This is a genomic window from Erwinia pyrifoliae DSM 12163, assembly GCF_000026985.1.
Taxonomy (GTDB): domain Bacteria; phylum Pseudomonadota; class Gammaproteobacteria; order Enterobacterales; family Enterobacteriaceae; genus Erwinia; species Erwinia pyrifoliae.
The window spans coordinates 2,743,509-2,765,504 of record NC_017390.1; the positions used below are offsets into that span (position 1 = coordinate 2,743,509).

Consider the following 21,996-nt stretch of genomic DNA (forward strand, 5'->3'; position numbering starts at 1 on the left):
AAAGTAAAAAAGCCCGCTTCTGCGGGCTTTTTTACGTCAGTAGCACGGGTGAAAGCAACCTGAGGGCAGAGCCGCTAAGCCGGTTTGCCCGTCGGTAACGTCATAAACCTAACGCGTAACGCAATGCCTGGCGTTTTAACACGCCCGAATGCTCCGCGACAATCAGCCCCAGGTTGCGCACCACCTTTAACGGTGCCAGCTGATTGCTGAAAGCAAAATAAAACAGATCCATCCCACTTTGCATCAGTAAGTTATCCGTCAGACGTTTGCGTTGATAACGCTGCAACACGGCTGCGGAAGACCAATCCTCCGCTCGCTGGCGTGACTCACTCAGCACTGAGATCAGCGTATCAACATCACGATACCCCAGGTTTACCCCTTGCCCGGCTAACGGATTAATGGTATGTGCCGCATCGCCGACCAGCGCCAGCCCCGGTAAGGTGTAACGCGTAGCGTGGCGACGTACCAGCGGGAACGAACCGGCAACCACCGGCGTCACTTTGCCAACCCGCGCCGGGAAATGCGCCTGAATCTCTTTTTGTAACTGCGGCATACTCATCGCCTGCAGTTGGCGAATACGCGCTGGCGTGTCGTACCACACCAGCGAAGCCCAGCGGTCAAACAGCGGCAGAAAGGCGCGTGGCCCCTGCGGCGTAAACTGCTGCCAGGTGGTATCACCCGTCGAATGTTCACAGCGTACGCTGATCAACATGCAGGATTGCGCATAGTTCCAGCCGCGAATGCCAATACCTGCCAGCTGGCGCACCTGTGAATTAGCCCCGTCAGCCCCAACCACCAGCCGTGCCTGCAGTATCTCGCCATTATCCAGCGTTATCTGCCAGCCACCATTTACCTGCTGCAAATCCCGCAAGCGGGCCGGGCAAAGCAGGTTCACATCCTGCTGCTGCAAACGTTGCCAGAGCGCACGTTGCAGCACGCTGTTCTCGACCATGTAGCCCAGTTCGGGTAAGCCGAGCGACCCGGCATCAAAGCTTACCTGGGCCGTTTGCCACTCCCAGGTCTCCAGTTTACGATAGGGCGTGCAGCGCATACTGAGCACCTGTGGCCAGACATCCAGCTGTCTTAGCAGGGCAACCGAAGCCGCACCTATCGCTGAAATACGCACATCAGGATCGGCGGACGGATCAAATTCAGCCGGTATTTGCTGTTCCAGCACCGCCACCCGAAAACCATGCTGCGCCAGACCACTGGCTAGCGCAGCACCCACCATACCGCCACCAACAATAGCGACATCGACCTTTTGCTTTATTTCCATCATTTTTCCCTCATCGGCTGCATCAGACGCATTGTGCAGCTACACCTCAGCGGCCGAATTCTGTTATCCTGATTGTTATTAAGTGTACCGGATTTCTCAGTAATATTCTGAGCACCGCTACATCTATTTAACAGGATGCGCAAGACTACAATACGCGCCCTGCACTTCGTTCTGCATGACAAATGGCAAGCCAATGACAAAAAAACTGCATATCAAAACCTGGGGCTGTCAGATGAATGAGTATGACTCATCCAAAATGGCCGACCTGTTAAACAGCACCCATGGTTATACCCTGACCGAACAGGCAGAAGACGCTGATGTATTACTGCTGAACACCTGTTCAATTCGTGAAAAGGCCCAGGAAAAAGTTTTCGGCCTGCTCGGACGCTGGAAAAAGCTGAAAGAGGCTAACCCCGATGTGATTATCGGCGTTGGCGGCTGTGTGGCGTCCCAGGAAGGTGCTCAAATTCGACAACGCGCCAGCTGTGTGGATATCGTGTTTGGTCCACAAACGTTACACCGCCTGCCGGAGATGATTAATAGCGTGCGCGGCACCAAAAGCCCGGTGGTCGACGTCAGCTTCCCGGAAATTGAAAAATTCGATCGTATGCCGGAACCCCGTGCCAATGGGCCGACTGCGTTTGTCTCGATTATGGAAGGCTGCAACAAATACTGCACCTTCTGCGTGGTGCCTTACACGCGCGGTGAAGAGGTTAGCCGCCCTGCAGACGACGTTCTTTTTGAGGTCGCCCAGCTGGCAGCACAGGGCGTGCGCGAGGTCAATTTGCTCGGGCAGAACGTTAACGCTTATCGCGGAGCAACCTACGACGGCGGTATCTGTTCCTTTGCCGAACTGCTGCGTCTGGTGGCCACCATTGACGGCATTGACCGCATCCGTTTTACCACCAGCCACCCGATTGAATTCACCGACGATATCATCGAGGTATATCGTGATACGCCAGAACTGGTCAGTTTTTTGCACCTGCCGGTACAAAGTGGTGCCGATCGCATTCTGACCCTGATGAAACGTGCTCACACCGCGCTGGAATATAAAGCGATCATCCGTAAACTCTTAGCGGCGCGCCCGGATATTCAAATCAGTTCTGACTTTATCATTGGTTTTCCCGGTGAAAACCAGGCGGATTTTGAGCAGACGATGAAACTGGTAGGCGAAATCAACTTTGATACCAGCTACAGTTTTATCTATTCTGCCCGTCCGGGAACCCCGGCAGCCGATCTGCCGGACGACGTTTCTGAAGAAGAGAAAAAGCAGCGCCTTTACATTCTGCAAGACCGCATCAGCCAGCAGGCTATGGCCTGGAGCCGCCGTAAACTCGGTACCGTTCAGCGTATCCTGGTCGAAGGCACGTCACGTAAAAGCGTGATGGAACTCGCCGGCCGTACCGAATGTAACCGCGTGGTTAACTTTGAAGGAGCGCCAGAGCATATCGGTAAGTTCGTTGATGTAGAAATCACCGATGTCTACGCCAACTCGTTACGCGGCGTGTTACTGCGTGGCGAACACCAGATGGATCTGCGCACCACGGAGACTCCTGCTTCGGTGATTGCACGTACCCGTAAAGAGGATGAGCTGGGCGTGGCGACCTGGCTACCCTGACCTGAATAGTTCGCACTGCGGGAAAGCGTCCAACACGGGCTTATTAAGCCAGACAACCGGTTAAATGCGGCGAGTGTTCATGTCTCGCCGCATGATTTCATTACAGGACACTTGCTTTCTGAAGGGTGCGCCCAAATATCTCACCAAACGTTTGCAGCTTTGCGCTGACTGATTTACCTTCCTCATGGCTCTGGCATTAAGCCCGGACTGATATTTATTTTTCTCAACCTGGCCCTGTGTGACCCCAAGGATTAGTTTGAATATTGAAACTCGTGAAATCACTCTGGAACCCATCGACAATGCGCGGCTGATGAGCCTGTGCGGCCCGTTTGATGACAATATCAAACAGCTGGAGCGCCGTCTGGGCATAGAGATTAACCGCCGCGATAACGCCTTTAAGCTGGTGGGCCGTGCGCTCTGCGTGCATGCAGCCGTGGATATTCTGCGCCATCTGTACGTTGATACGGCACCGTTACGCGGCAACATCCCGGATATTGACCCGGAACACATTCACCTGGCGATCAAAGAAAGCCGGGTGCTGGAACAGACCGCCGAAAGCGTGCCGGAGTTTGGTAAAGCAATACATATCAAAACCAAACGTGGCGTGATTAAGCCACGCACGCCTAACCAGGCACAGTATCTGGCGAATATCCTCGACCATGACATTACCTTTGGCATTGGCCCGGCAGGTACCGGCAAAACCTATCTGGCCGTTGCCGCTGCGGTGGACGCGCTGGAGCGCCAGGAAGTGCGGCGTATTCTGTTGACTCGTCCCGCTGTTGAAGCCGGTGAAAAACTCGGCTTCCTGCCGGGCGACCTCAGCCAGAAAGTAGACCCCTATTTGCGCCCGTTGTATGACGCGCTGTTCGAGATGCTCGGCTTTGAGCGGGTTGAAAAGCTGATCGAGCGTAACGTTATCGAAGTTGCACCGCTCGCCTATATGCGCGGCCGCACGCTGAATGATGCGTTTATCATCCTGGATGAAAGTCAGAACACCACCATTGAGCAGATGAAAATGTTCCTGACGCGTATTGGCTTCAACTCTAAAGCGGTAGTAACAGGCGATATAACGCAAATTGACCTGCCGCGCAACCTGAAGTCCGGGCTACGCCACGCGATTGAAGTGCTGTCAGATGTCCCGGATCTAAGCTTTAACTTCTTCAACAGTGAAGACGTGGTACGCCATCCTGTCGTGGCACGAATTGTTGTTGCCTATGAAGCCTGGGAGGCTACAGACCAAAAGCAGTGGGATGCACAGGCAGCTGAACGTAAACGTGAAGCCCTGACAGCGCAGGAAAATAAATGACTCAGGTAATTCTGGACCTGCAGCTAGCCTGCAAAAGCGAGCAGGGTCTGCCAACTGAAGGCGACTTCCAGCGCTGGCTGGAAGCGGTACTGCCACAGTTCCAGCCGGAGAGCGAAGTGACTATCCGGCTGGTGGATGAAGCAGAAAGTCATCAACTGAATCACACTTATCGCGGCAAAGATAAGCCGACAAATGTGCTCTCTTTCCCGTTTGAAGCCCCGCCTGGTATTGAGCTTCCGCTGCTGGGAGACCTGATAATCTGTCGCCAGGTTGTCGAGCAAGAAGCCGCCGAACAGGAAAAAGTCCTGGAGGCTCACTGGGCGCACATGGTTATCCATGGCAGCCTGCACCTGCTGGGCTATGATCACATCGTAGATGACGAAGCTGAAGAGATGGAATCGCTGGAGACCGAGATAATGCTTGCTCTTGGTTATCCCGATCCGTACATTTCGGAGAAAGAGTAAGTCGTCTGCAAAGACGATCGGCATAGCTTCCCTGCCTTAGCAGGGATAATCCGTACCCGGCTGGGCCACCAGCCAAAATGCCTGCCCTGGCCCCTGTCGCGGCAGCCGAACCCATTAGCAGAGAGACAAACTCAAAAACGCCATGAGCGATGACCATTCACAAAACAACGACAGTCCCGCCAGTAAAAAGGGATTTTTTACCCTGTTCCTCAACCAGCTTTTCCACGGCGAGCCAAAAAACCGGGACGACCTGCTGGAGCTGATCCGCGACTCGGAACAGAATGACCTGATCGATCCGGATACCAGGGACATGCTCGAAGGGGTGATGGATATCGCCGATCAGCGTGTACGTGACATTATGATCCCGCGCTCTCAGATGGTCACGCTAAAGCGCAACCAGACGTTGGAAGAGTGTCTGGGGGTGATCATTGAGTCTGCCCACTCGCGCTTCCCGGTTATCAGTGAAGACAAGGATCATGTTGAAGGCATCCTGATGGCTAAAGATCTGCTGCCGTTTATGAGCAGCGAATCAGAACCCTTCAGTATCGAAAAAGTGCTGCGCGCTGCCGTGGTAGTCCCCGAAAGCAAGCGCGTCGACCGCATGCTGAAAGAGTTCCGTTCACAGCGCTATCATATGGCCATTGTGATTGATGAATTCGGCGGCGTCTCCGGGCTGGTCACTATCGAAGATATTCTTGAACTGATCGTCGGTGAGATTGAAGATGAATATGACGACATTGAGGATCGCGATATCCGTCAGTTAAGCCGTCATACTTACACTATTCGTGCACTGACGCCCATCGAGGACTTCAACGAAGTTTTTGCGACACACTTCAGCGATGACGAAGTGGATACCATCGGCGGTCTGGTGATGCAAGGCTTTGGCCATCTGCCCGCCCGTGGTGAAAGTGTTGAGATTGATGGTTACCAGTTTAAAGTGGCGATGGCAGATAGCCGACGCATTATACAGGTTCACGTCAGAATACCGGAAAACTCGCCGCAACCGACTCTGGAAGAATAAAATACGCTATGGCAACCGCCTCTATCCGCCAGCGTCAGCAGGTTCGCCTGCTTTTGGCGCTGATTACGGGTGCCATCGGCACCCTCAGTTTCTCCCCTTACGACTTCTGGCCAGCCGCTGTGGTTTCACTGTTTGGCTTACAGGCTCTGACGCTGAACCGCACTACCCGACAAGCCTGCGCCATCGGCTTTACGTGGGGTTTTGGCCTGTTTGGTAGTGGAATCAACTGGGTCTATGTCAGTATCGCCACTTTTGGTGGCATGCCGGGTACGATTAACGTCTTTCTCGTCGTGCTGCTGGCGGCTTATCTGTCGCTGTATTCCCTGTTGTTTGCGGGGTTACTCAACCGCCTGTGTCCGAAGACTTCGCTGCTACGGCTTACGCTTGCGGCACCGGTACTCTGGCAGCTCACTGAATTTTTGCGTGGCTGGGTACTGACCGGATTCCCGTGGTTACAGTTTGGCTACAGCCAGATCGGCGGGCCGCTGAAAGGCCTGGCCCCCCTGCTGGGGGTGGAGGGGATCACCTTCCTGCTGATGATCATTGCCGGGCTGACAGTTTATGCTGTACTGCTGCGTCGCGTTGCCGCCGCAGTGGCCGCCCTGGCGCTACTGTTGCTGCCTTGGCCACTGCGAACCATTGACTGGTTCCAGCCACAGCCGCAGCGAGCGGTAGACGTGGCTTTGGTGCAGGGCAACATTGAGCAATCGCTGAAATGGGATCCCAATCAGCTCATTAACACCCTGAAAACTTACACCCGGCTCAGCCGCCCTTATGTGGGTAACACGCCGATTATCATCTGGCCGGAATCTGCCGTTCCCGATCTGGAAACCAACCAGCAGCCATTTCTGAAAACAATTGATGAACAGCTGCGCACGTCCGGCAGCAGCCTGGTGACCGGCATTGTTGATTCTCGCCTCGAAAATAACCGTTACCACGATTACAACTCGATCATCGTGTTGGGTGGTGCACAGCCATATAACTACTTCAGCAGCAGTCGTTACCAGAAAAACCACCTGGTACCTTTTGGCGAGTTCGTGCCCTTAGAAGCGCTGCTGCGCCCACTGGCTCCCTTCTTTGACCTGCCTATGTCATCATTCAGCCGTGGGTCATACATCCAGCCTCAACTTCAGGTCGCCGGTTATCACCTTACTGCCGCCATCTGCTATGAAATTGTGCTGGGCGAGCAGGTACGCGATAACTTCCGTCCAGAGACTAACTTCCTGCTGACGATCTCCAATGATGCCTGGTTCGGCCATTCGATTGGCCCGTGGCAACATCTGCAAATGGCACGGATGCGCGCGCTGGAACTTGGGCGGCCGTTATTGCGCAGCACTAACAATGGCGTGACGGCAGTGGTTAACGCCCGTGGTGACATTGCGCAGATCATCCCTCAATTCGAATCCGGAGTACTGGCGGCGAAAGTGACCCCCACCACCGGGCTGACGCCGTATGCACGTTTCGGTAACTGGGGTATGTGGATGGTTACCCTATTGTTTGCCGTCACTGGGCTGTTAGTCGTCTGGCGCTCGCGCCGATCCTGATCCTGTCTCAACGCATTAAACGCGGTCGCGTAGCGCATTAAACGCCACTTTGTCTGCACAGGGCTTAAGCCCTGTGCCACTTCTGCACTGCCCTTCTCACTGATAACCAGAGCTGCATAGCTGTTAAAAATGCAGTTGGCACGATGTTTGCTAAAAATAACGTACAGCTGGCGCTGCTCGGGCTGAATCAGCGAAGACATGGCTAACGCATCACAAAAGCTCGCCGCTCGCACTCTGGTAAAACATCGCCAACAGAGCTGCGCTAAATTGGTGCGGCTTAGCTCGCAAAAAAGAAACTTTTTTGTTTCATACCATTAACATTCAGTTATGTTGATGGGGATTCACAGCGACTTCAGTGCGAATTTCAAACATGTGATCGAGTATAAAATAAACATATTTCGTCGGCGTCGATCTGTTGAGCGCCCAAACTGCAAAGGAGTTGAATATGAAATTTCGGAAACTGGGGCTTTGCCTGGCCCTGGCAGGCATCGCCTCCGGTATTGCTCATGCTGAGGACGCTAAAGCACCAGCCGCCGCCGACGCGCAACAGCAAACTCACACTCTGGAAAAAATAGCTAAAAGTGGCGTGATCGTGGTCGGCCATCGCGAATCGTCCGTCCCCTTCTCCTACTATCATAATCAGCAAAAAGTTGTCGGCTATTCTCAGGATTACTCTGATGCCATCGTCGCAGCTATCAAGAAGAAGCTGAACAAGCCCGATCTTCAAGTAAAAATGCTGCCTGTTACCTCACAGAACCGTATTCCGCTGTTACAGAACGGAACCTACGACTTCGAATGCGGCTCCACCACCAACAATATTGAACGCCAGAAACAGGCAAGCTTCTCAAACAGTATTTTTGTGGTCGGTACCCGTTTGCTGGTTAAAAAAGGCGGCGTGATCAAAGAATTCGCGGATCTGAAAGGAAAAACCGTTGTCGTGACTTCCGGCACCACCTCTGAGATTTTGCTGAACAAACTGAATGATGAACAGAAAATGGGCATACGCATCGTCAGTGCTAAAGATCATGGCGACTCCTTCCGTACGCTGGAAAGTGGCCGCGCTGTCGCATTTATGATGGATGACGCCCTGTTAGCGGGAGAACGCGCCAAAGCGAAAAAACCGTCTGAATGGGAAATCCTCGGTACGCCTCAGTCCCATGAGGCCTACGGCTGTATGCTGCGCAAAGGCGATAACGAATTCAAAAAGCTGATGGATGACACCATCGTTCAGGCGCAAACCTCGGGTGAAGCGGCTAAGTGGTTTGACAAATGGTTCAAACAGCCTGTTCCACCGAAAAATATGACCATGGACTTCGATCTGTCAGATGACATGAAATCGCTGTTCAAAACGCCGAACGATAAGGCAATGAATTAATAATAATAACGCCCAAAATAATTGGCGAGGCAAAGCGCCTGCATCCTTCAGATGCCTGCATCACCTCTGCACGTTAAGTATGGCGGGTTAAGGGGCGGTATCTCGCCCTATGATTGTTGAACCCAGGCTCGGACAGACACAGTTCGGCTGATATCGCTAAAGCCATACAGCCTGGCGAAGATGCAAACCGGTCGTTCCCCGGTGCGCATAAATACCCAAAGCAAAAAGGGTATGGGAGCCTTTCATCAATCTTCAGGGTAGCAGCCGCTACCCTTTTTTTACCGGAGTGTTTTTATGTCTATCGATTGGAACTGGGGAATATTTCTGCAAGAGGCCCCGTTCGGTAATACAACCTACCTTGGGTGGCTGTGGTCAGGCTTTCAGGTGACTATTGCCGTCTCGGTCTGCGCCTGGATCATCGCCCTGTTCGTTGGCTCGTTTTTCGGTATTTTACGAACGGTACCGGGACGGCTGCTTTCGTCTCTCGGCACCTGTTACGTTGAGCTGTTCCGCAATGTGCCGCTTATTGTTCAATTCTTTATCTGGTATTTGGTGGTACCGGAACTGCTGCCGGAAGATATTGGCATGTGGTTTAAATCTGAAATCGACCCGAATATTCAGTTTTTTACCTGTTCGGTACTTTGCCTGGGTCTGTTTACTGCTGCCCGCGTTTGCGAGCAGGTGCGTGCAGCCATCCAGTCCCTGCCCAGTGGGCAGAAAAATGCCGGCCTGGCGATGGGGCTGACCCTGCCACAAACCTATCGTTACGTCCTTCTACCTAATGCTTATCGGGTCATCGTACCGCCTATGACCTCAGAAATGCTTAACCTGGTGAAGAACTCGGCGATTGCTTCCACTATCGGCCTGGTTGATATGGCCGCTCAGGCGGGCAAGCTGCTGGACTACTCTGCTCATGCCTATGAATCCTTTACCGCGATTACCCTCGCCTATATTGCCATCAACACGGTGATTATGCTGCTGATGGGGCTGGTTGAACGTAAAGTCCGACTGCCCGGCACGGGAGGAAAATAATGTACCAATTCGACTGGAGTACTATCGTCCCCAATCTGCCGTGGTTATGGAACGGTATGGTGATAACCCTGAAAATCACCTTTACGGCAATAGTTTTCGGCATCATCTGGGGCACTCTGCTGGCGGTTATGCGCCTGTCTTCATTCAAACCCGTAAGCTGGTTCGCCAAAATATACGTCAACCTGTTCCGCTCGGTGCCGCTGGTGATGGTACTGCTGTGGTTCTACCTGGTGGTACCGGGTTTCCTGCAGCAGGTACTGGGGCTTTCGCCTAAAACCGATATCCGTCTTATCTCGGCGATGGTGGCTTTCTCACTGTTTGAAGCCGCCTACTACTCTGAAATTATTCGCGCCGGCATCCTCAGTATTGCGCGTGGCCAGGGCAATGCGGCGCTGGCGCTCGGGATGACTCAGTGGCAGTCAATGCAGCTGATCGTCCTGCCACAGGCGTTTCGGGCCATGGTGCCGCTGCTGCTGACGCAAGGTATCGTGCTGTTCCAGGATACGTCACTGGTTTATGTCCTGAGCCTCGCGGACTTCTTCCGTACCGCCGATACCATTGGCGTGAATAACGGTACTGAGATTGAGATGGTGCTGTTTGCCGGTGCGGTTTACTTCGTTATCAGCCTTAGTGCGTCGCTGTTGGTCAGCTATCTAAAGAAAAAAAGGACTGTTTAAATGATTACCCTGAAAAATGTTTCTAAGTGGTATGGTCACTTTCAGGTGCTGACCGACTGCACAACCGAAGTTAAAAAAGGTGAAGTTGTGGTGGTTTGCGGTCCTTCCGGCTCCGGAAAATCGACGCTTATCAAAACGGTAAACGGCCTGGAGCCGGTTCAGCAGGGTGTTATTGAAGTTAACGGCACGGCGGTTAACGACAAAAAAACCAATCTGGCACAGCTACGTTCGCAAGTAGGCATGGTATTTCAGCATTTCGAACTGTTCCCGCATTTGTCGATAGTCGATAATCTGACGCTGGCTCAGGTGAAGGTATTGAAGCGTGACAAGCAAGAAGCGCGCACCAGGGGGCTGAAACTGCTGGATCGCGTTGGCCTTGCTGCCCATGCCAACAAGTTTCCCGGCCAGCTGTCCGGCGGCCAGCAGCAACGCGTGGCTATTGCCCGCGCCCTCTGTATGGATCCTGTCGCCATGCTGTTCGATGAGCCAACGTCTGCTCTCGACCCGGAAATGATCAACGAAGTGCTGGACGTGATGGTGGAGCTGGCTAACGAAGGCATGACCATGATGGTGGTGACCCACGAAATGGGTTTTGCGCGCAAGGTTGCTAACCGGGTTATCTTTATGGATGAGGGCAAGATCGTTGAGGATTCACCGAAGGATAACTTCTTCAGTAATCCGCAGTCAGAACGCGCAAAGGACTTTCTGGCCAAAATCCTTCATTAATGCCGCCTGCAGCAAGGTGAGTCCGCAGCACCATTCACCATAAAGGCTTATTACACAGCCGGGTAAAGTAGCCAGGGAAGGCGTTCACAGCAGCCTGTGCGGAAGTTATGCACAGGCTGGGCGGTTAAACCGCGAGATATTGGGCTGAGCTTGAGCGCGACTGAAAACTAAGGTTCAAACGGCTGACGCGCAAAGCGATCGTGGCCGCAATGCGGGCAACGCGTCAGCGCTTCCGGGGTGTAAATGGCCCGGGTAAACTGACACTGTTCGCAGACTAAATTTCCCAGCCCCACCACCTCACCGCTGTGATAGACCCCGTGATGACTCAGATCCTGAAACACTTCGCGCCACTCAAGCTGGCTCTTGTCGGTAATGTCTGCCAGCTCTTTCCACAAACTCTGGCGGATTACGCGCATAAATACGCTTTCGCCCAGCTCGTGGCGCTGTTCTGCATAGCTACGGGCAAACTCTTCCAGATCGCGGCGCACGGCATGCGTCACGTCATCAATTTCACTTCGGGTTAATTCCCCACGGTTAAGCATACGCTGACGCGCACTTTCTACCAGAGCATCAATATCACGTTCACCGCGCTCCAGGCGCGCCGTCAGCGAAGACACCAGCTCACGATAATACTGAGCGACCTTGTTCATAGACACGCCTTTATTGATAACGAAAGTGTATTGACTCATTCTAGTGCCTGCGAAAGATTTTCCGTCATTTTGCCGTCATAATTGCCAGCGCGCTTCCAGCTTACAGAGAAATGCCTTTCGGCCGGCCGCTTCCTGTTGTTGCGCCGGGGACGGATCGGCTATGCTATGCGGATCTGAACGAACACAAAAAATTGATACCAAGGACCACTGGCCACCATGCAAGAGCAATATCGCCCGGAAGAGATAGAATCCCATGTCCAGCAGCACTGGGACGACAAGCAAACGTTCAAAGTGACCGAGGAAGAAGGTAAAGAGAAGTACTACTGCCTCTCCATGCTGCCCTATCCTTCTGGTCGCCTACATATGGGCCATGTGCGTAACTACACCATTGGCGACGTGATCTCACGTTATCAGCGCATGCTGGGTAAAAACGTACTCCAGCCAATCGGTTGGGATGCTTTCGGTCTGCCGGCTGAAGGCGCAGCGGTGAAAAACAATACCGCGCCGGCCCCCTGGACCTATGCCAACATTGACTATATGAAGAACCAGCTGAAACTGCTGGGCTTCGGCTATGACTGGAATCGTGAGCTGGCAACCTGCCAGCCGGAGTATTACCGCTGGGAACAGTGGTTCTTCACTAAACTGTATGAAAAAGGCCTGGTCTACAAAAAAACCTCTGCGGTGAACTGGTGCCCGCATGACATGACGGTACTGGCTAATGAGCAGGTCATCGACGGCTGTTGCTGGCGCTGCGATTCCAAAGTTGAGCGCAAAGAGATCCCACAGTGGTTTGTCAAAATCACCGACTATGCTGACGAACTGCTGAACGACCTCGACAAGCTGGAAAGCTGGCCGGAGCAGGTGAAAACCATGCAGCGCAACTGGATCGGCCGCTCTGAAGGCGTGGAGATCGAGTTCAACGTTATCGACAGCGAAGAGAAGCTGAGCGTTTACACCACCCGTCCCGACACCTTTATGGGGGTCACCTACCTGGCAGTTGCGGCGGGTCATCCGCTGGCTGCTCAGGCGGCGATGAACAATCCGGCGCTGGCGGACTTTATTGCCGAATGCCGTAATACCAAAGTTGCCGAGGCAGATATGGCAACGATGGAGAAGAAAGGCATGGCGACCGGTCTGTTTGCAGAACATCCGCTGACGGGCGAAAAAGTGCCGGTATGGGTGGCAAACTTTGTGCTGATGGAATATGGCACGGGTGCCGTTATGGCCGTTCCGGGCCACGACCAGCGTGACTGGGAGTTTGCCAGCAAATACAGCCTGCCGATCAAAGCGGTTATTCTCGCGGCTGACGGCAGCGCGCCGGATCTGAGCGCATCGGCGATGACGGAAAAAGGCACGCTGTTCAACTCTGGTGAATTTGACGGTTTATCGCACGAAGCGGGCTTTGACGCCATTGCCGCCAGGCTGGCGGATAGGGGCGTCGGCGAGCGTAAGGTGAATTATCGCCTGCGCGACTGGGGCGTGTCGCGCCAGCGTTACTGGGGAGCGCCAATCCCTATGGTCACGCTGGAAGATGGCACGGTGATGCCCACGCCGGAAGACCAGTTACCGGTTGTCCTGCCGGAAGATGTGGTAATGGATGGCATTACCAGCCCGATTAAAGCCGATGCAGCGTGGGCGGAAACTACCGTTAACGGCCAGCCTGCGCTGCGTGAAACCGATACCTTCGACACTTTTATGGAGTCTTCCTGGTACTACGCACGTTACACCTGCCCGGATTATGACAAAGGTATGCTGAACCCGGCGGCGGCTAACTACTGGCTGCCGGTGGATCAATACGTGGGCGGTATCGAACACGCTATCATGCACCTGCTCTATTTCCGCTTTTTCCACAAGTTGCTGCGTGATGCCGGCTTGGTCAATTCTGACGAACCCGCTAAACGTCTGCTGTGTCAGGGCATGGTACTGGCTGACGCGTTCTATTTCACCGGCAGTAACGGCGAACGCAACTGGGTATCCCCGACTGACGTCAGCGTTGAACGCGATGAAAAGGGGCGCATTACCAAAGCCACCGATAACGATGGCCACGAGCTGGTTTATGCCGGCATGAGCAAAATGTCGAAGTCGAAAAACAACGGCATCGACCCTCAGGTGATGGTAGAGCGCTATGGTGCCGATACCGTGCGTCTGTTTATGATGTTCGCTTCCCCTGCTGAAATGACCCTTGAGTGGCAGGAGTCCGGCGTTGAGGGAGCTAACCGCTTCCTGAAGCGCGTGTGGAGACTGGCCTTCGAGCATACGGAAAAAGGCACCGCCACCGCCCTGGACGTTGATGCGCTTAACGATGACCAGAAAGCGCTGCGTCGCGATCTGCATAAAACCATCAGCAAAGTATCCGATGATATCGGCCGCCGTCAGACCTTTAATACCGCCATTGCGGCGATAATGGAGCTGATGAACAAGCTGGCGCGTGCGCCACAGGAAAGCACACAGGACCGGGCATTAATGCAGGAAGCCCTGCTTGCAGTGGTTCGTATGCTTAATCCGTTTACCCCACACGTCAGCTTTGTGCTGTGGCAGGCGCTGGGCGGCGCGGGAGAAATCGATAACGCTCCCTGGCCACAGGCTGACGAAGCGGCAATGGTGGAAGATTCTCTGCTGGTCGTGGTGCAGGTAAACGGTAAAGTGCGCGGGAAAATAACCGTTGCCGCTGACGCAACACAGGAACAGGTGCAGGCTCGCGCTGCGCAGGAACATCTGGTGGCCAAATATCTCGATGGCGTCACCATTCGTAAAGTGATTTATGTGCCGGGCAAGCTGCTTAACCTGGTTGTTGGTTGATGTCAGGAGGAATTGTGCGACATCCGATAGTCTCTCTGTTACTTAGCATGGCGGTCTTGTTGACCGCCGGATGCGGTTACCATCTGCGCGGCACCACCTCGGTGCCGTCGGAGATGAAAACGCTAATTGTAGATACATCAGACCCTTATGGCCCGCTGACGCGCGAGGTGCGTGAGCAACTGAGGCTAAACAACGTGACTATTCTCGACAAGCCGGGATTACGTACGGATATGTCTTCGCTGCGCCTGCAGGGGGAAACCCTCAGTCGAGATACCGCCTCGATTTTCCAGGACGGCAAGACGGCGGAATACTCGATGATGATGACGGTGCGCGCTCAGGTGCTGGTGCCCAACAAGGGGATCTATCCCATCAGCGCCACCGCGTATCGTTCATTCTTCGACAATCCGCAGGCCGCACTGGCAAAAGACTCCGAGCAGGATATTATCGTGAATGAGATGCGTACGCAGGCGGTACAGAAGCTGTTACGTCAGCTGTTGACCGTTCACGAGGCAGAAACCAACCCGGCAGTCAATACGCTTGACCATACGCCATCGGCCGTCGATCGCTTACCCGTCGATGCGAACACCGTCTCTGACAACTCTTACACCCGATGATCAGGATCTACCCTGAACAGCTTGGCGCGCAGCTTCGTGAGGGGCTGCGCGCCTGCTATTTATTAAGCGGCAGTGAACCTTTGCTGTTGCAGGAAGCACAGGATGCTATTCGCGCAGCAGCCCAACAGCAGGGGTTTACCGAGCACGTTAGCGTGGCGCTGGAAACCGGGACCGACTGGCAGGAGATTTTCTCTACCTGTCAGGCATTAAGCCTGTTCGCCAGCCGCCAAACGTTGCTGCTCACTCTGCCTGAAAATGGCCCGAATGCAGCGATGAGTGAACAGCTGCTCACCCTTTCTACCCTGCTGCACAGCGATATCCTGCTGATTTTGCGCGCAGCCCGACTGACCAAAGCACAGGAAAACAGCGCCTGGTACAAAGCCCTTAGCGCCAATGCGGTCGTGGTTCCCTGTCAGACATCGGAACACGGGCAGCTGCCACGCTGGGTCACTATCCGGGCGAAGAAGCTGAACCTGACGCTGGATGATGCAGCAAATCAGCTGCTGTGCTACTGCTACGAGGGTAATCTGCTGGCGCTTTCTCAGGCGCTGGAACGGCTTTCGCTAATGTGGCCAGACGGCAAGCTGACGCTGCCACGCGTCGAGCAGGCGGTAAACGATGCAGCACATTTCACCCCGTTCCACTGGGTGGATGCTTTGCTGGCGGGCAAAAGCAAACGTGCGCTGCATATTCTGCGCCAAATGCGTGCTGAAGACATCGAGCCGGTGATCCTGCTGCGCACCCTGCAACGCGACCTGCTGCTGCTGCTGACGTTACAGCGACAGATGGCGCATACCCCAGCGCGCACCCTGTTCGATCAGCATCGCGTGTGGCAAAACCGCCGTGCGCTATTTAGTGAGGCTCTGCAACGCCTCACCGCCGCACAGCTGGCTCAGGCGATAACACTGCTGACCCATACAGAGTTGACGTTGAAGCAGGATTATGGCCAGACCGTCTGGGCGGAGCTGGAAACACTGGCGCTGATATTATGTCTCCCCACTTTCCCGGCGAGTTTCTGTAATGCGTGACAGCAATGCACTCCACGCGCTTTTTGGCGGCACGTTTGATCCGATTCATTACGGTCATCTGCGTCCGGTAGAAGCGATGGCCGCCGTAGCTGGCCTGCAAAAGGTCACTCTGCTACCCAACAACGTACCGCCACACCGTCCACAGCCGGAAGCGACGCCGGCACAAAGGGCAGAGATGGTTCGGCTGGCGATTGCCGGTAATCCACTGTTTGACCTTGACCTGCGTGAAATGAAGCGTGAAACGCCCTCTTACACTATCGACACGCTGGCTGCGGTGCGTGCCGAACGCGGAGCGCATCAGCCGCTGGCCTTTATTATTGGTCAGGACTCCCTGTTAACCTTACATCAGTGGTACCGTTGGCAGGATTTGCTGTCGCTGTGCCATCTGCTGGTCTGCCAGCGGCCAGGATATCGCAGCGCGATGGAAACCACTGAGTTGCAACACTGGCTGAACAGCCATCGGACGTATTCTCCCGAGGATCTGCAGCAGAATCCGGCCGGCAACGTGTTCCTGGCGCAAACCCCGCTGGTGGCTATTTCCGCCACGGAAATCCGCGCGCGGCGTCATCGGGGAGAATCGGATGCCGACCTGCTGCCACCTGCAGTCAGCGCATATATCGATCGCGAGCGTTTATATCGCAACCCTCAACGGCATGATATACTGCGTCGCTAATTTTTCTGGGGCGATATCTGCCCTTTTAATACACCATGTTACGGTTATCATTTCAGCTCGCGCCGCGAATATGAGATAGCCCCGCAGACTTAAATCCCAAGGGGGAACCTTTTGCAAGGTCAAGCACTCCAAGACTTCGTTGTTGATAAAATAGACGATCTCAAAGGCCAGAACATCGTTACTCTCGATGTACGCGGCAAATCCAGCATCACCGACTGTATGGTTATCTGCACCGGTACTTCCACGCGTCACGTTGTGTCGATTGCTGAACATGTGGTCCAGGAAGCTCGCCTTGCCGGTTTGCGCCCGTTTGGCGTTGATGGCCGTGCTGCAGCTGACTGGGTCGTCGTTGATTTGGGCGAAGTGATCGTTCATGTGATGCAGGAAGAGAGCCGTCAGCTGTACGAACTGGAAAAGCTCTGGAGTTAAGCCGTGAAGCTGCAACTGGTTGCCGTCGGCAGCAAAATGCCCGACTGGGTGCAAACAGGCTTTATGGCATATCTGCGTCGCTTTCCTAAGGATATGCCCTTCGAGCTGGTTGAAATTCCCGCCGGGAAGCGCGGTAAGAATGCAGATATTAAACGCATCCTGGAGAAAGAAGGCGAAATGATGCTGGCAGCAGCCGGCAAAGGTAACCGCATCGTCACGCTGGATATACCCGGCCAGCCGTGGGAAACGCCGCAGCTTGCCAACCAGCTTGAACGCTGGAAGCAGGATGGCCGTGATGTCAGCCTGTTTATCGGCGGCCCGGAAGGACTGTCACCCGCCTGCAAGGCAGCGGCGGAACAAAGCTGGTCACTCTCAGCGCTAACTCTGCCCCATCCGCTGGTTCGCGTGCTGGTTGCAGAGAGTTTATATCGTGCATGGAGCATTACTGCGAATCACCCTTATCATCGAGAGTAACGGATAAGGTCAACCGGACAGACATAAGCAGCGGATGAAATTACAACGTAACTCCTTTCGTGACTACACTGCCGAGCAGACGCTGTTTGTTCGCCGGGCGCTGATCGCCTTTGTTGGCATTTTACTGCTCTCCGGTATTCTGGTGGCCAATCTCTACCACCTGCAAATTATCCGCTTTGACGACTACAGTACGCGATCTAATGCCAACCGCATTAAGCTGGTTCCGGTGGCCCCCAGCCGGGGGATCATCTTTGACCGCAACGGTATTCCGCTGGCGCTTAATCGCACCATCTATCAGCTCGAACTGGTACCGGAAAAAGTCGACAATCTGCAAGAAACCCTGCAACAGCTTAAGCCTGTTGTCGATCTGACCGATGAAGACCTGGACACTTTTCAAAAAGAGCGCAAACGGTCGCGCCGCTTCACCTCAATTGCGCTGAAAACCAGCCTGACTGAAGTTCAGGTAGCCCGCTTTGCGGTCAACCAATATCGCTTCCCCGGCGTGGAAGTGAAGGGCTACCAACGTCGTTTTTACCCTTACGGTTCCGCCCTGACCCATGTATTGGGTTACGTGTCGAAAATTAACGACCGCGACGTCGAGCGACTCGATAAAGTGGGAGAATGGCCTAATTACGCGGCAAGCCATGACATCGGCAAACTAGGCATCGAGCGTTATTACGAAGATGTGCTGCATGGCAAAACCGGCTACGAAGAGGTGGAAGTTAACAACCGTGGGCGGGTTATCCGCCAGCTACATGAGCAAGAACCGCAGGCCGGTCGAGACATCCATCTGACGATCGACCTCAAGCTGCAGCAGTATATTGAAACCCTGCTGGCGGGCAGCCGTGCTGCCGTGGTGGTAACCGACCCGCGTAATGGCGAAGTGCTGGCGATGGTTTCTATGCCCAGTTACGACCCTAATCCCTTCGTCGGCGGTATCTCAAGCAAGCAATACAGCCTGTTGATCAATGATGAAAACCGCCCGCTGATTAACCGTACGACCCAGGGGGCTTACCCTCCGGCCTCAACGGTGAAACCCTATATTGCCGTTTCTGCCCTCACCGCCGGGGTCATTACGCGCAACACCAGCTTATTCGATCCGGGATGGTGGCAACTTCCCGGTTCGGAAAAACGCTTTCGTGACTGGAAACACTGGGGGCACGGTCGCCTTAACGTGACAAAGTCACTGGAAGAATCTGCCGATACGTTCTTCTATCAGGTCGCCTACGATATGGGAATCGATCGCTTGAGTGAATGGATGAGCAAGTTTGGTTACGGGCAGCTTTCCGGCATCGATCTGACGGAAGAAACGCCCGGTAATATGCCAACGCGTGAATGGAAAATGAAACGCTTTAAGAAGCCCTGGTATCAGGGAGATACGATCCCGGTTGGCATTGGGCAAGGGTACTGGACTGCCACCCCGGTGCAGATGAATAAGGCGCTGATCACCCTGATTAACGACGGCGTGATTAAAACCCCTCACCTGATGATGGACACCGTGCAGGGAGCGAGTAAAGTGCCGTGGCGTCAGCCGCCAAGCGCCCCGGTTGCAGACGTACATAGCGGTTACTGGGAAATGGCCAAAGACGGAATGTATGGCGTGGCGAATCGCCCTAACGGCACCGCGCGCAAGAGCTTTGCTGATGCACCGTATAAAATAGCCGCCAAGTCGGGTACGGCGCAAGTGTTTGGTTTGAAAGCAAATGAGACCTATAACGCCCACAAACTCACAGAGCGACTGCGTGACCATAAACTGATGACCGCTTTTGCCCCCTACGACCAGCCGCGCGTAGCGGTAACCATGATCCTGGAAAACGGCGGAGCGGGTCCGGCAGTCGGCACCATTATGCGCCAGATCCTCGACCATATTATTCTTGGCGACAACAATACCAACCTGCCTGTCGCGGCGCCAACGCCACCAGGCTACGAGGGTGAATAACCGGTTATGAGCAGTAGCCATCAGAAAAAGACACTTTGGGCGCGTATCCATATTGATCCGCTATTTTGCCTTATTATCGCCGCGCTGCTGGTCTACAGTGCGCTAGTGATGTGGAGTGCCAGCGGGCAGGATCCGGGCATGATGGAGCGTAAACTCGCTCAGATTTGCATGGGTGTTGTCGTGATGCTGGTAATGGCGCAGATCCCGCCCCGCGTTTATGAAGGCTGGGCGCCCTATTTGTACATCCTGTGTGTTGTGCTGCTGATTGCGGTTGACGCCTTTGGCCAAATCAGTAAGGGCGCGCAGCGCTGGCTGGATCTTGGCGTGGTGCGGTTTCAGCCATCGGAGATAGCCAAAATTGCCGTGCCGCTGATGGTGGCGCGCTTTATTAACCGCGATATTTGCCCGCCAACGCTGAAAAATACCGCTATCGCGCTGATCCTGATCTTTCTGCCGACACTGCTGGTTGCGGCACAGCCTGACCTGGGGACATCCATTCTTATTGCCGCTTCCGGCCTGTTTGTCCTGTTCCTGTCGGGAATGAGCTGGAAACTGATCGCGGTGGCAGTGCTGCTGCTGGCGGCATTTATCCCCGTTTTATGGTTCTTCCTGATGCACGACTATCAGCGTGACCGCGTGATGATGCTGCTGAACCCGGAAAGCGACCCGCTTGGCGCCGGTTATCATATTATCCAGTCCAAGATTGCTATTGGTTCCGGCGGGCTGCCTGGCAAAGGCTGGCTGCACGGGACTCAGTCTCAACTGGAGTTTCTGCCCGAGCGCCATACCGACTTTATCTTTGCCGTGCTGGCTGAAGAATTAGGATTGGTCGGCGTAGTGGTTCTGCTGATACTCTACGTCATGCTGATTTTGCGCGGCCTGGTCATGGCCGCACGCGCGCAGACCACCTTCGGTCGCGTGATGGCGGGGGGGATGATGCTGATCTTCTTTGTCTATGTTTTTGTGAACATTGGCATGGTTAGCGGCATCTTGCCGGTGGTTGGGGTACCGCTACCGCTGGTCAGTTACGGCGGGTCCGCGCTTATCGTTTTGATGGCCGGATTTGGTATCATTATGTCGATTCATACCCATCGAAAATTGTTGTCAAAAAGCGTTTAAGAGGCATAAACATGCGTAAGAATTGGCTTTGTATCGCGCTGGCATCAGCATTGCTGACTGCCTGTACAACTGACAACGATCAGCGGGCGGCGGTCGCACAGCAGCAACCTGCTTACAACGGCCCGGTGGTAGAGATCGGCGGTGCTGAACCGCAATATGAACCGTTTAATCCGGCGACCGCTCAGGACTATAAGGTCAACGGCAATAGCTACAAAATTGTTAAAGACCCGTCAAACTTTAGCCAGACAGGCATCGCCACCTCGTACGGTGAGGAGAGGGGGAGCAACCAGACCGCAACGGGTGAGCTGCTTGATGCCAATGCGATGACCGCAGCGCACCCGACACTGCCGTTACCCAGCTACGTGCGCGTCACCAATCTGGCCAACGGCCGCATGATTGTCGTGCGCGTCAACGATCGTGGGCCATATACGCCGGGGCGCATTATCGATCTGTCACGGGCAGCGGCTGACCGGCTCAATATCTCTAATCATACCCGGGTACGTATCGACTATATCAGCGTCGCGCCGGACGGCTCACTGTCAGGCCCCGGCACCATCGGTACTACCGTGGCGAAACAGAGCTACGCGCTGCCATCGCGCCCGGATATTGGCGGTGGTATGACTGCCAACGACGGCGGGGCGGCGGTTTCTGCGCCCTCGTTACAACCGGCGCAAAGCTCCAGCCCGCAGCAGGAGGCGCGTCCGGTGGACAACGCAACGCTGAGCAATAATGATCACGCTATGGGTGCACCAGTACGTAGCAGCGGCTTCCTCGGTGCCGCGCAGCCGTTACAAAGCGGCGTACTTGAAGGCAGCGAGCCGGAAGTCACTGCACCTGCGCCCGCCAGTTCCGCTGCGGCCAAAGCGCCTGCTGCCGCTACCACAGCGGCAGTAGCGGCCAGCGGTCACTATGTGGTACAGGTCGGTGCACTCAACAACCCAGACAACGCCCGTCAAATGGCGACCAGCCTGGGCAAGCGCTTTGGCGTTACCGGGGCGGTCGACAGCCGTGGCAACATTTACCGCGTACAGCTGGGCCGTTTTAGCTCTCGTCAGCAGGCCGCAGCATTGCAGCAGCGGCTGGCGAAGGAAGCGCAGCAACAATCGTTTATCACCGTCGCACCTGCCGCAATGTAATTCTTCCAGTCTGCCAGATTTAAGCAGGCTGGAAATGAATGATTTTGCTATAGTGAGTCACTTTTATTAACCTGGCCAATGGATGTTATCGTCCTT

The 21,996-nt window shown here is 54.5% G+C and carries 20 protein-coding genes; 18 read left to right on the forward strand and 2 right to left on the reverse strand.

Annotation, left to right across the window (positions count from 1 at the left end):
* Positions 1–100 precede the first annotated feature (100 nt).
* Entirely contained in the window at positions 101–1,279 is a 1,179-nt protein-coding gene (ubiF, locus tag EPYR_RS12435) for a 3-demethoxyubiquinol 3-hydroxylase (RefSeq protein ID WP_014539216.1), read from the reverse strand.
* Positions 1,280–1,469: 190 nt separating this feature from the next.
* On the opposite strand from ubiF, the gene miaB reads away from it, so the two are divergent.
* The 9 genes from miaB (at position 1,470) to EPYR_RS12480 (ending at position 11,039) form a co-directional block, all read left to right on the forward strand.
* Positions 1,470–2,894 (forward strand): tRNA (N6-isopentenyl adenosine(37)-C2)-methylthiotransferase MiaB, encoded by a 1,425-nt coding sequence (gene miaB, locus EPYR_RS12440; protein WP_041474019.1) that lies wholly within the window; start codon positions 1,470–1,472, stop codon positions 2,892–2,894.
* Between the two features lie 256 nt (positions 2,895–3,150).
* Positions 3,151–4,200 (forward strand): PhoH family protein, encoded by a 1,050-nt coding sequence (locus EPYR_RS12445; protein ID WP_041474020.1) that lies wholly within the window; start codon positions 3,151–3,153, stop codon positions 4,198–4,200.
* A complete protein-coding gene (ybeY, locus tag EPYR_RS12450; RefSeq protein ID WP_012668748.1) occupies positions 4,197–4,664 on the forward strand; it encodes an rRNA maturation RNase YbeY in 468 nt (155 codons plus the stop codon). Before EPYR_RS12445 ends, ybeY begins: the two co-directional genes overlap by 4 nt.
* Positions 4,665–4,806: 142 nt before the next feature.
* Positions 4,807–5,685, forward strand: coding sequence for a CNNM family magnesium/cobalt transport protein CorC (gene corC, locus EPYR_RS12455; RefSeq protein ID WP_012668749.1), 879 nt, complete (start codon positions 4,807–4,809; stop codon positions 5,683–5,685).
* An 8-nt stretch (positions 5,686–5,693) separates the two neighbouring features.
* Positions 5,694–7,229: an apolipoprotein N-acyltransferase gene (gene lnt, locus EPYR_RS12460; protein ID WP_012668750.1), complete on the forward strand. Its 1,536-nt coding sequence runs from the start codon at positions 5,694–5,696 to the stop codon at positions 7,227–7,229.
* 445 nt (positions 7,230–7,674) lie between these two features.
* The gene (locus tag EPYR_RS12465; RefSeq protein ID WP_012668751.1) at positions 7,675–8,604 is read left to right on the forward strand and encodes an amino acid ABC transporter substrate-binding protein; all 930 of its coding nucleotides are present in this window, start codon (positions 7,675–7,677) and stop codon (positions 8,602–8,604) included.
* A gap of 294 nt (positions 8,605–8,898) precedes the next feature.
* A complete protein-coding gene (locus EPYR_RS12470; RefSeq protein ID WP_012668752.1) occupies positions 8,899–9,636 on the forward strand; it encodes an amino acid ABC transporter permease in 738 nt (245 codons plus the stop codon).
* Complete coding sequence (gene gltK / locus EPYR_RS12475) at positions 9,636–10,313, forward strand: glutamate/aspartate ABC transporter permease GltK (protein WP_012668753.1); 678 nt, start codon at positions 9,636–9,638, stop codon at positions 10,311–10,313. The genes EPYR_RS12470 and gltK overlap by 1 nt, the downstream gene beginning before the upstream one ends.
* Positions 10,314–11,039: an amino acid ABC transporter ATP-binding protein gene (locus EPYR_RS12480; RefSeq protein ID WP_012668754.1), complete on the forward strand. Its 726-nt coding sequence runs from the start codon at positions 10,314–10,316 to the stop codon at positions 11,037–11,039.
* 167 nt (positions 11,040–11,206) lie between these two features.
* On the opposite strand, the gene EPYR_RS12485 is transcribed toward EPYR_RS12480, so the two are convergent.
* On the reverse strand, positions 11,207–11,689 hold the full coding sequence (locus tag EPYR_RS12485) for a zinc ribbon-containing protein (RefSeq protein WP_041474126.1): 483 nt from the start codon (positions 11,687–11,689) through the stop codon (positions 11,207–11,209).
* 216 nt (positions 11,690–11,905) lie between these two features.
* Here EPYR_RS12485 and leuS point away from each other — a divergent pair, with 216 nt between their 5' ends.
* From leuS to rlpA, 9 genes are all read left to right on the forward strand, one after another.
* Positions 11,906–14,488 (forward strand): leucine--tRNA ligase, encoded by a 2,583-nt coding sequence (gene leuS, locus EPYR_RS12490; protein WP_012668756.1) that lies wholly within the window; start codon positions 11,906–11,908, stop codon positions 14,486–14,488.
* A gap of 14 nt (positions 14,489–14,502) precedes the next feature.
* Positions 14,503–15,102: an LPS assembly lipoprotein LptE gene (lptE, locus tag EPYR_RS12495; RefSeq protein WP_012668757.1), complete on the forward strand. Its 600-nt coding sequence runs from the start codon at positions 14,503–14,505 to the stop codon at positions 15,100–15,102.
* A complete protein-coding gene (holA, locus tag EPYR_RS12500; RefSeq protein ID WP_012668758.1) occupies positions 15,099–16,130 on the forward strand; it encodes a DNA polymerase III subunit delta in 1,032 nt (343 codons plus the stop codon). The genes lptE and holA overlap by 4 nt, the downstream gene beginning before the upstream one ends.
* Complete coding sequence (gene nadD, locus EPYR_RS12505; RefSeq protein WP_012668759.1) at positions 16,123–16,803, forward strand: nicotinate-nucleotide adenylyltransferase; 681 nt, start codon at positions 16,123–16,125, stop codon at positions 16,801–16,803. The genes holA and nadD overlap by 8 nt, the downstream gene beginning before the upstream one ends.
* 111 nt (positions 16,804–16,914) lie before the next feature.
* Entirely contained in the window at positions 16,915–17,232 is a 318-nt protein-coding gene (gene rsfS, locus EPYR_RS12510) for a ribosome silencing factor (protein WP_012668760.1), read from the forward strand.
* Positions 17,233–17,235: 3 nt separating this feature from the next.
* Positions 17,236–17,706, forward strand: coding sequence for a 23S rRNA (pseudouridine(1915)-N(3))-methyltransferase RlmH (gene rlmH, locus EPYR_RS12515; protein ID WP_012668761.1), 471 nt, complete (start codon positions 17,236–17,238; stop codon positions 17,704–17,706).
* A 34-nt stretch (positions 17,707–17,740) separates the two neighbouring features.
* Entirely contained in the window at positions 17,741–19,645 is a 1,905-nt protein-coding gene (gene mrdA / locus EPYR_RS12520) for a peptidoglycan DD-transpeptidase MrdA (RefSeq protein WP_012668762.1), read from the forward strand.
* A 6-nt stretch (positions 19,646–19,651) separates the two neighbouring features.
* Positions 19,652–20,764: a peptidoglycan glycosyltransferase MrdB gene (gene mrdB, locus EPYR_RS12525; protein ID WP_012668763.1), complete on the forward strand. Its 1,113-nt coding sequence runs from the start codon at positions 19,652–19,654 to the stop codon at positions 20,762–20,764.
* 11 nt (positions 20,765–20,775) lie between these two features.
* On the forward strand, positions 20,776–21,900 hold the full coding sequence (rlpA, locus tag EPYR_RS12530) for an endolytic peptidoglycan transglycosylase RlpA (RefSeq protein ID WP_012668764.1): 1,125 nt from the start codon (positions 20,776–20,778) through the stop codon (positions 21,898–21,900).
* Positions 21,901–21,996 lie beyond the last annotated feature (96 nt).

Bases quoted from the DNA above. Each gene is read 5' to 3' on its own strand.
- rlpA (WP_012668764.1), top strand. From the start codon at position 20,776: ATGCGTAAGAATTGGCTTTGTATCGCGCTGGCATCAGCATTGCTGACT.
- mrdB (WP_012668763.1), top strand. From the start codon at position 19,652: ATGAGCAGTAGCCATCAGAAAAAGACACTTTGGGCGCGTATCCATATT.
- ybeY (WP_012668748.1), top strand. From the start codon at position 4,197: ATGACTCAGGTAATTCTGGACCTGCAGCTAGCCTGCAAAAGCGAGCAG.
- holA (WP_012668758.1), top strand. From the start codon at position 15,099: ATGATCAGGATCTACCCTGAACAGCTTGGCGCGCAGCTTCGTGAGGGG.
- miaB (WP_041474019.1), top strand. From the start codon at position 1,470: ATGACAAAAAAACTGCATATCAAAACCTGGGGCTGTCAGATGAATGAG.
- EPYR_RS12465 (WP_012668751.1), top strand. From the start codon at position 7,675: ATGAAATTTCGGAAACTGGGGCTTTGCCTGGCCCTGGCAGGCATCGCC.
- leuS (WP_012668756.1), top strand. From the start codon at position 11,906: ATGCAAGAGCAATATCGCCCGGAAGAGATAGAATCCCATGTCCAGCAG.
- EPYR_RS12480 (WP_012668754.1), top strand. From the start codon at position 10,314: ATGATTACCCTGAAAAATGTTTCTAAGTGGTATGGTCACTTTCAGGTG.
- corC (WP_012668749.1), top strand. From the start codon at position 4,807: ATGAGCGATGACCATTCACAAAACAACGACAGTCCCGCCAGTAAAAAG.
- mrdA (WP_012668762.1), top strand. From the start codon at position 17,741: ATGAAATTACAACGTAACTCCTTTCGTGACTACACTGCCGAGCAGACG.
- lnt (WP_012668750.1), top strand. From the start codon at position 5,694: ATGGCAACCGCCTCTATCCGCCAGCGTCAGCAGGTTCGCCTGCTTTTG.
- gltK (WP_012668753.1), top strand. From the start codon at position 9,636: ATGTACCAATTCGACTGGAGTACTATCGTCCCCAATCTGCCGTGGTTA.
- EPYR_RS12485 (WP_041474126.1), bottom strand. From the start codon at position 11,689: ATGAACAAGGTCGCTCAGTATTATCGTGAGCTGGTGTCTTCGCTGACG.
- EPYR_RS12470 (WP_012668752.1), top strand. From the start codon at position 8,899: ATGTCTATCGATTGGAACTGGGGAATATTTCTGCAAGAGGCCCCGTTC.
- nadD (WP_012668759.1), top strand. From the start codon at position 16,123: ATGCGTGACAGCAATGCACTCCACGCGCTTTTTGGCGGCACGTTTGAT.
- ubiF (WP_014539216.1), bottom strand. From the start codon at position 1,279: ATGATGGAAATAAAGCAAAAGGTCGATGTCGCTATTGTTGGTGGCGGT.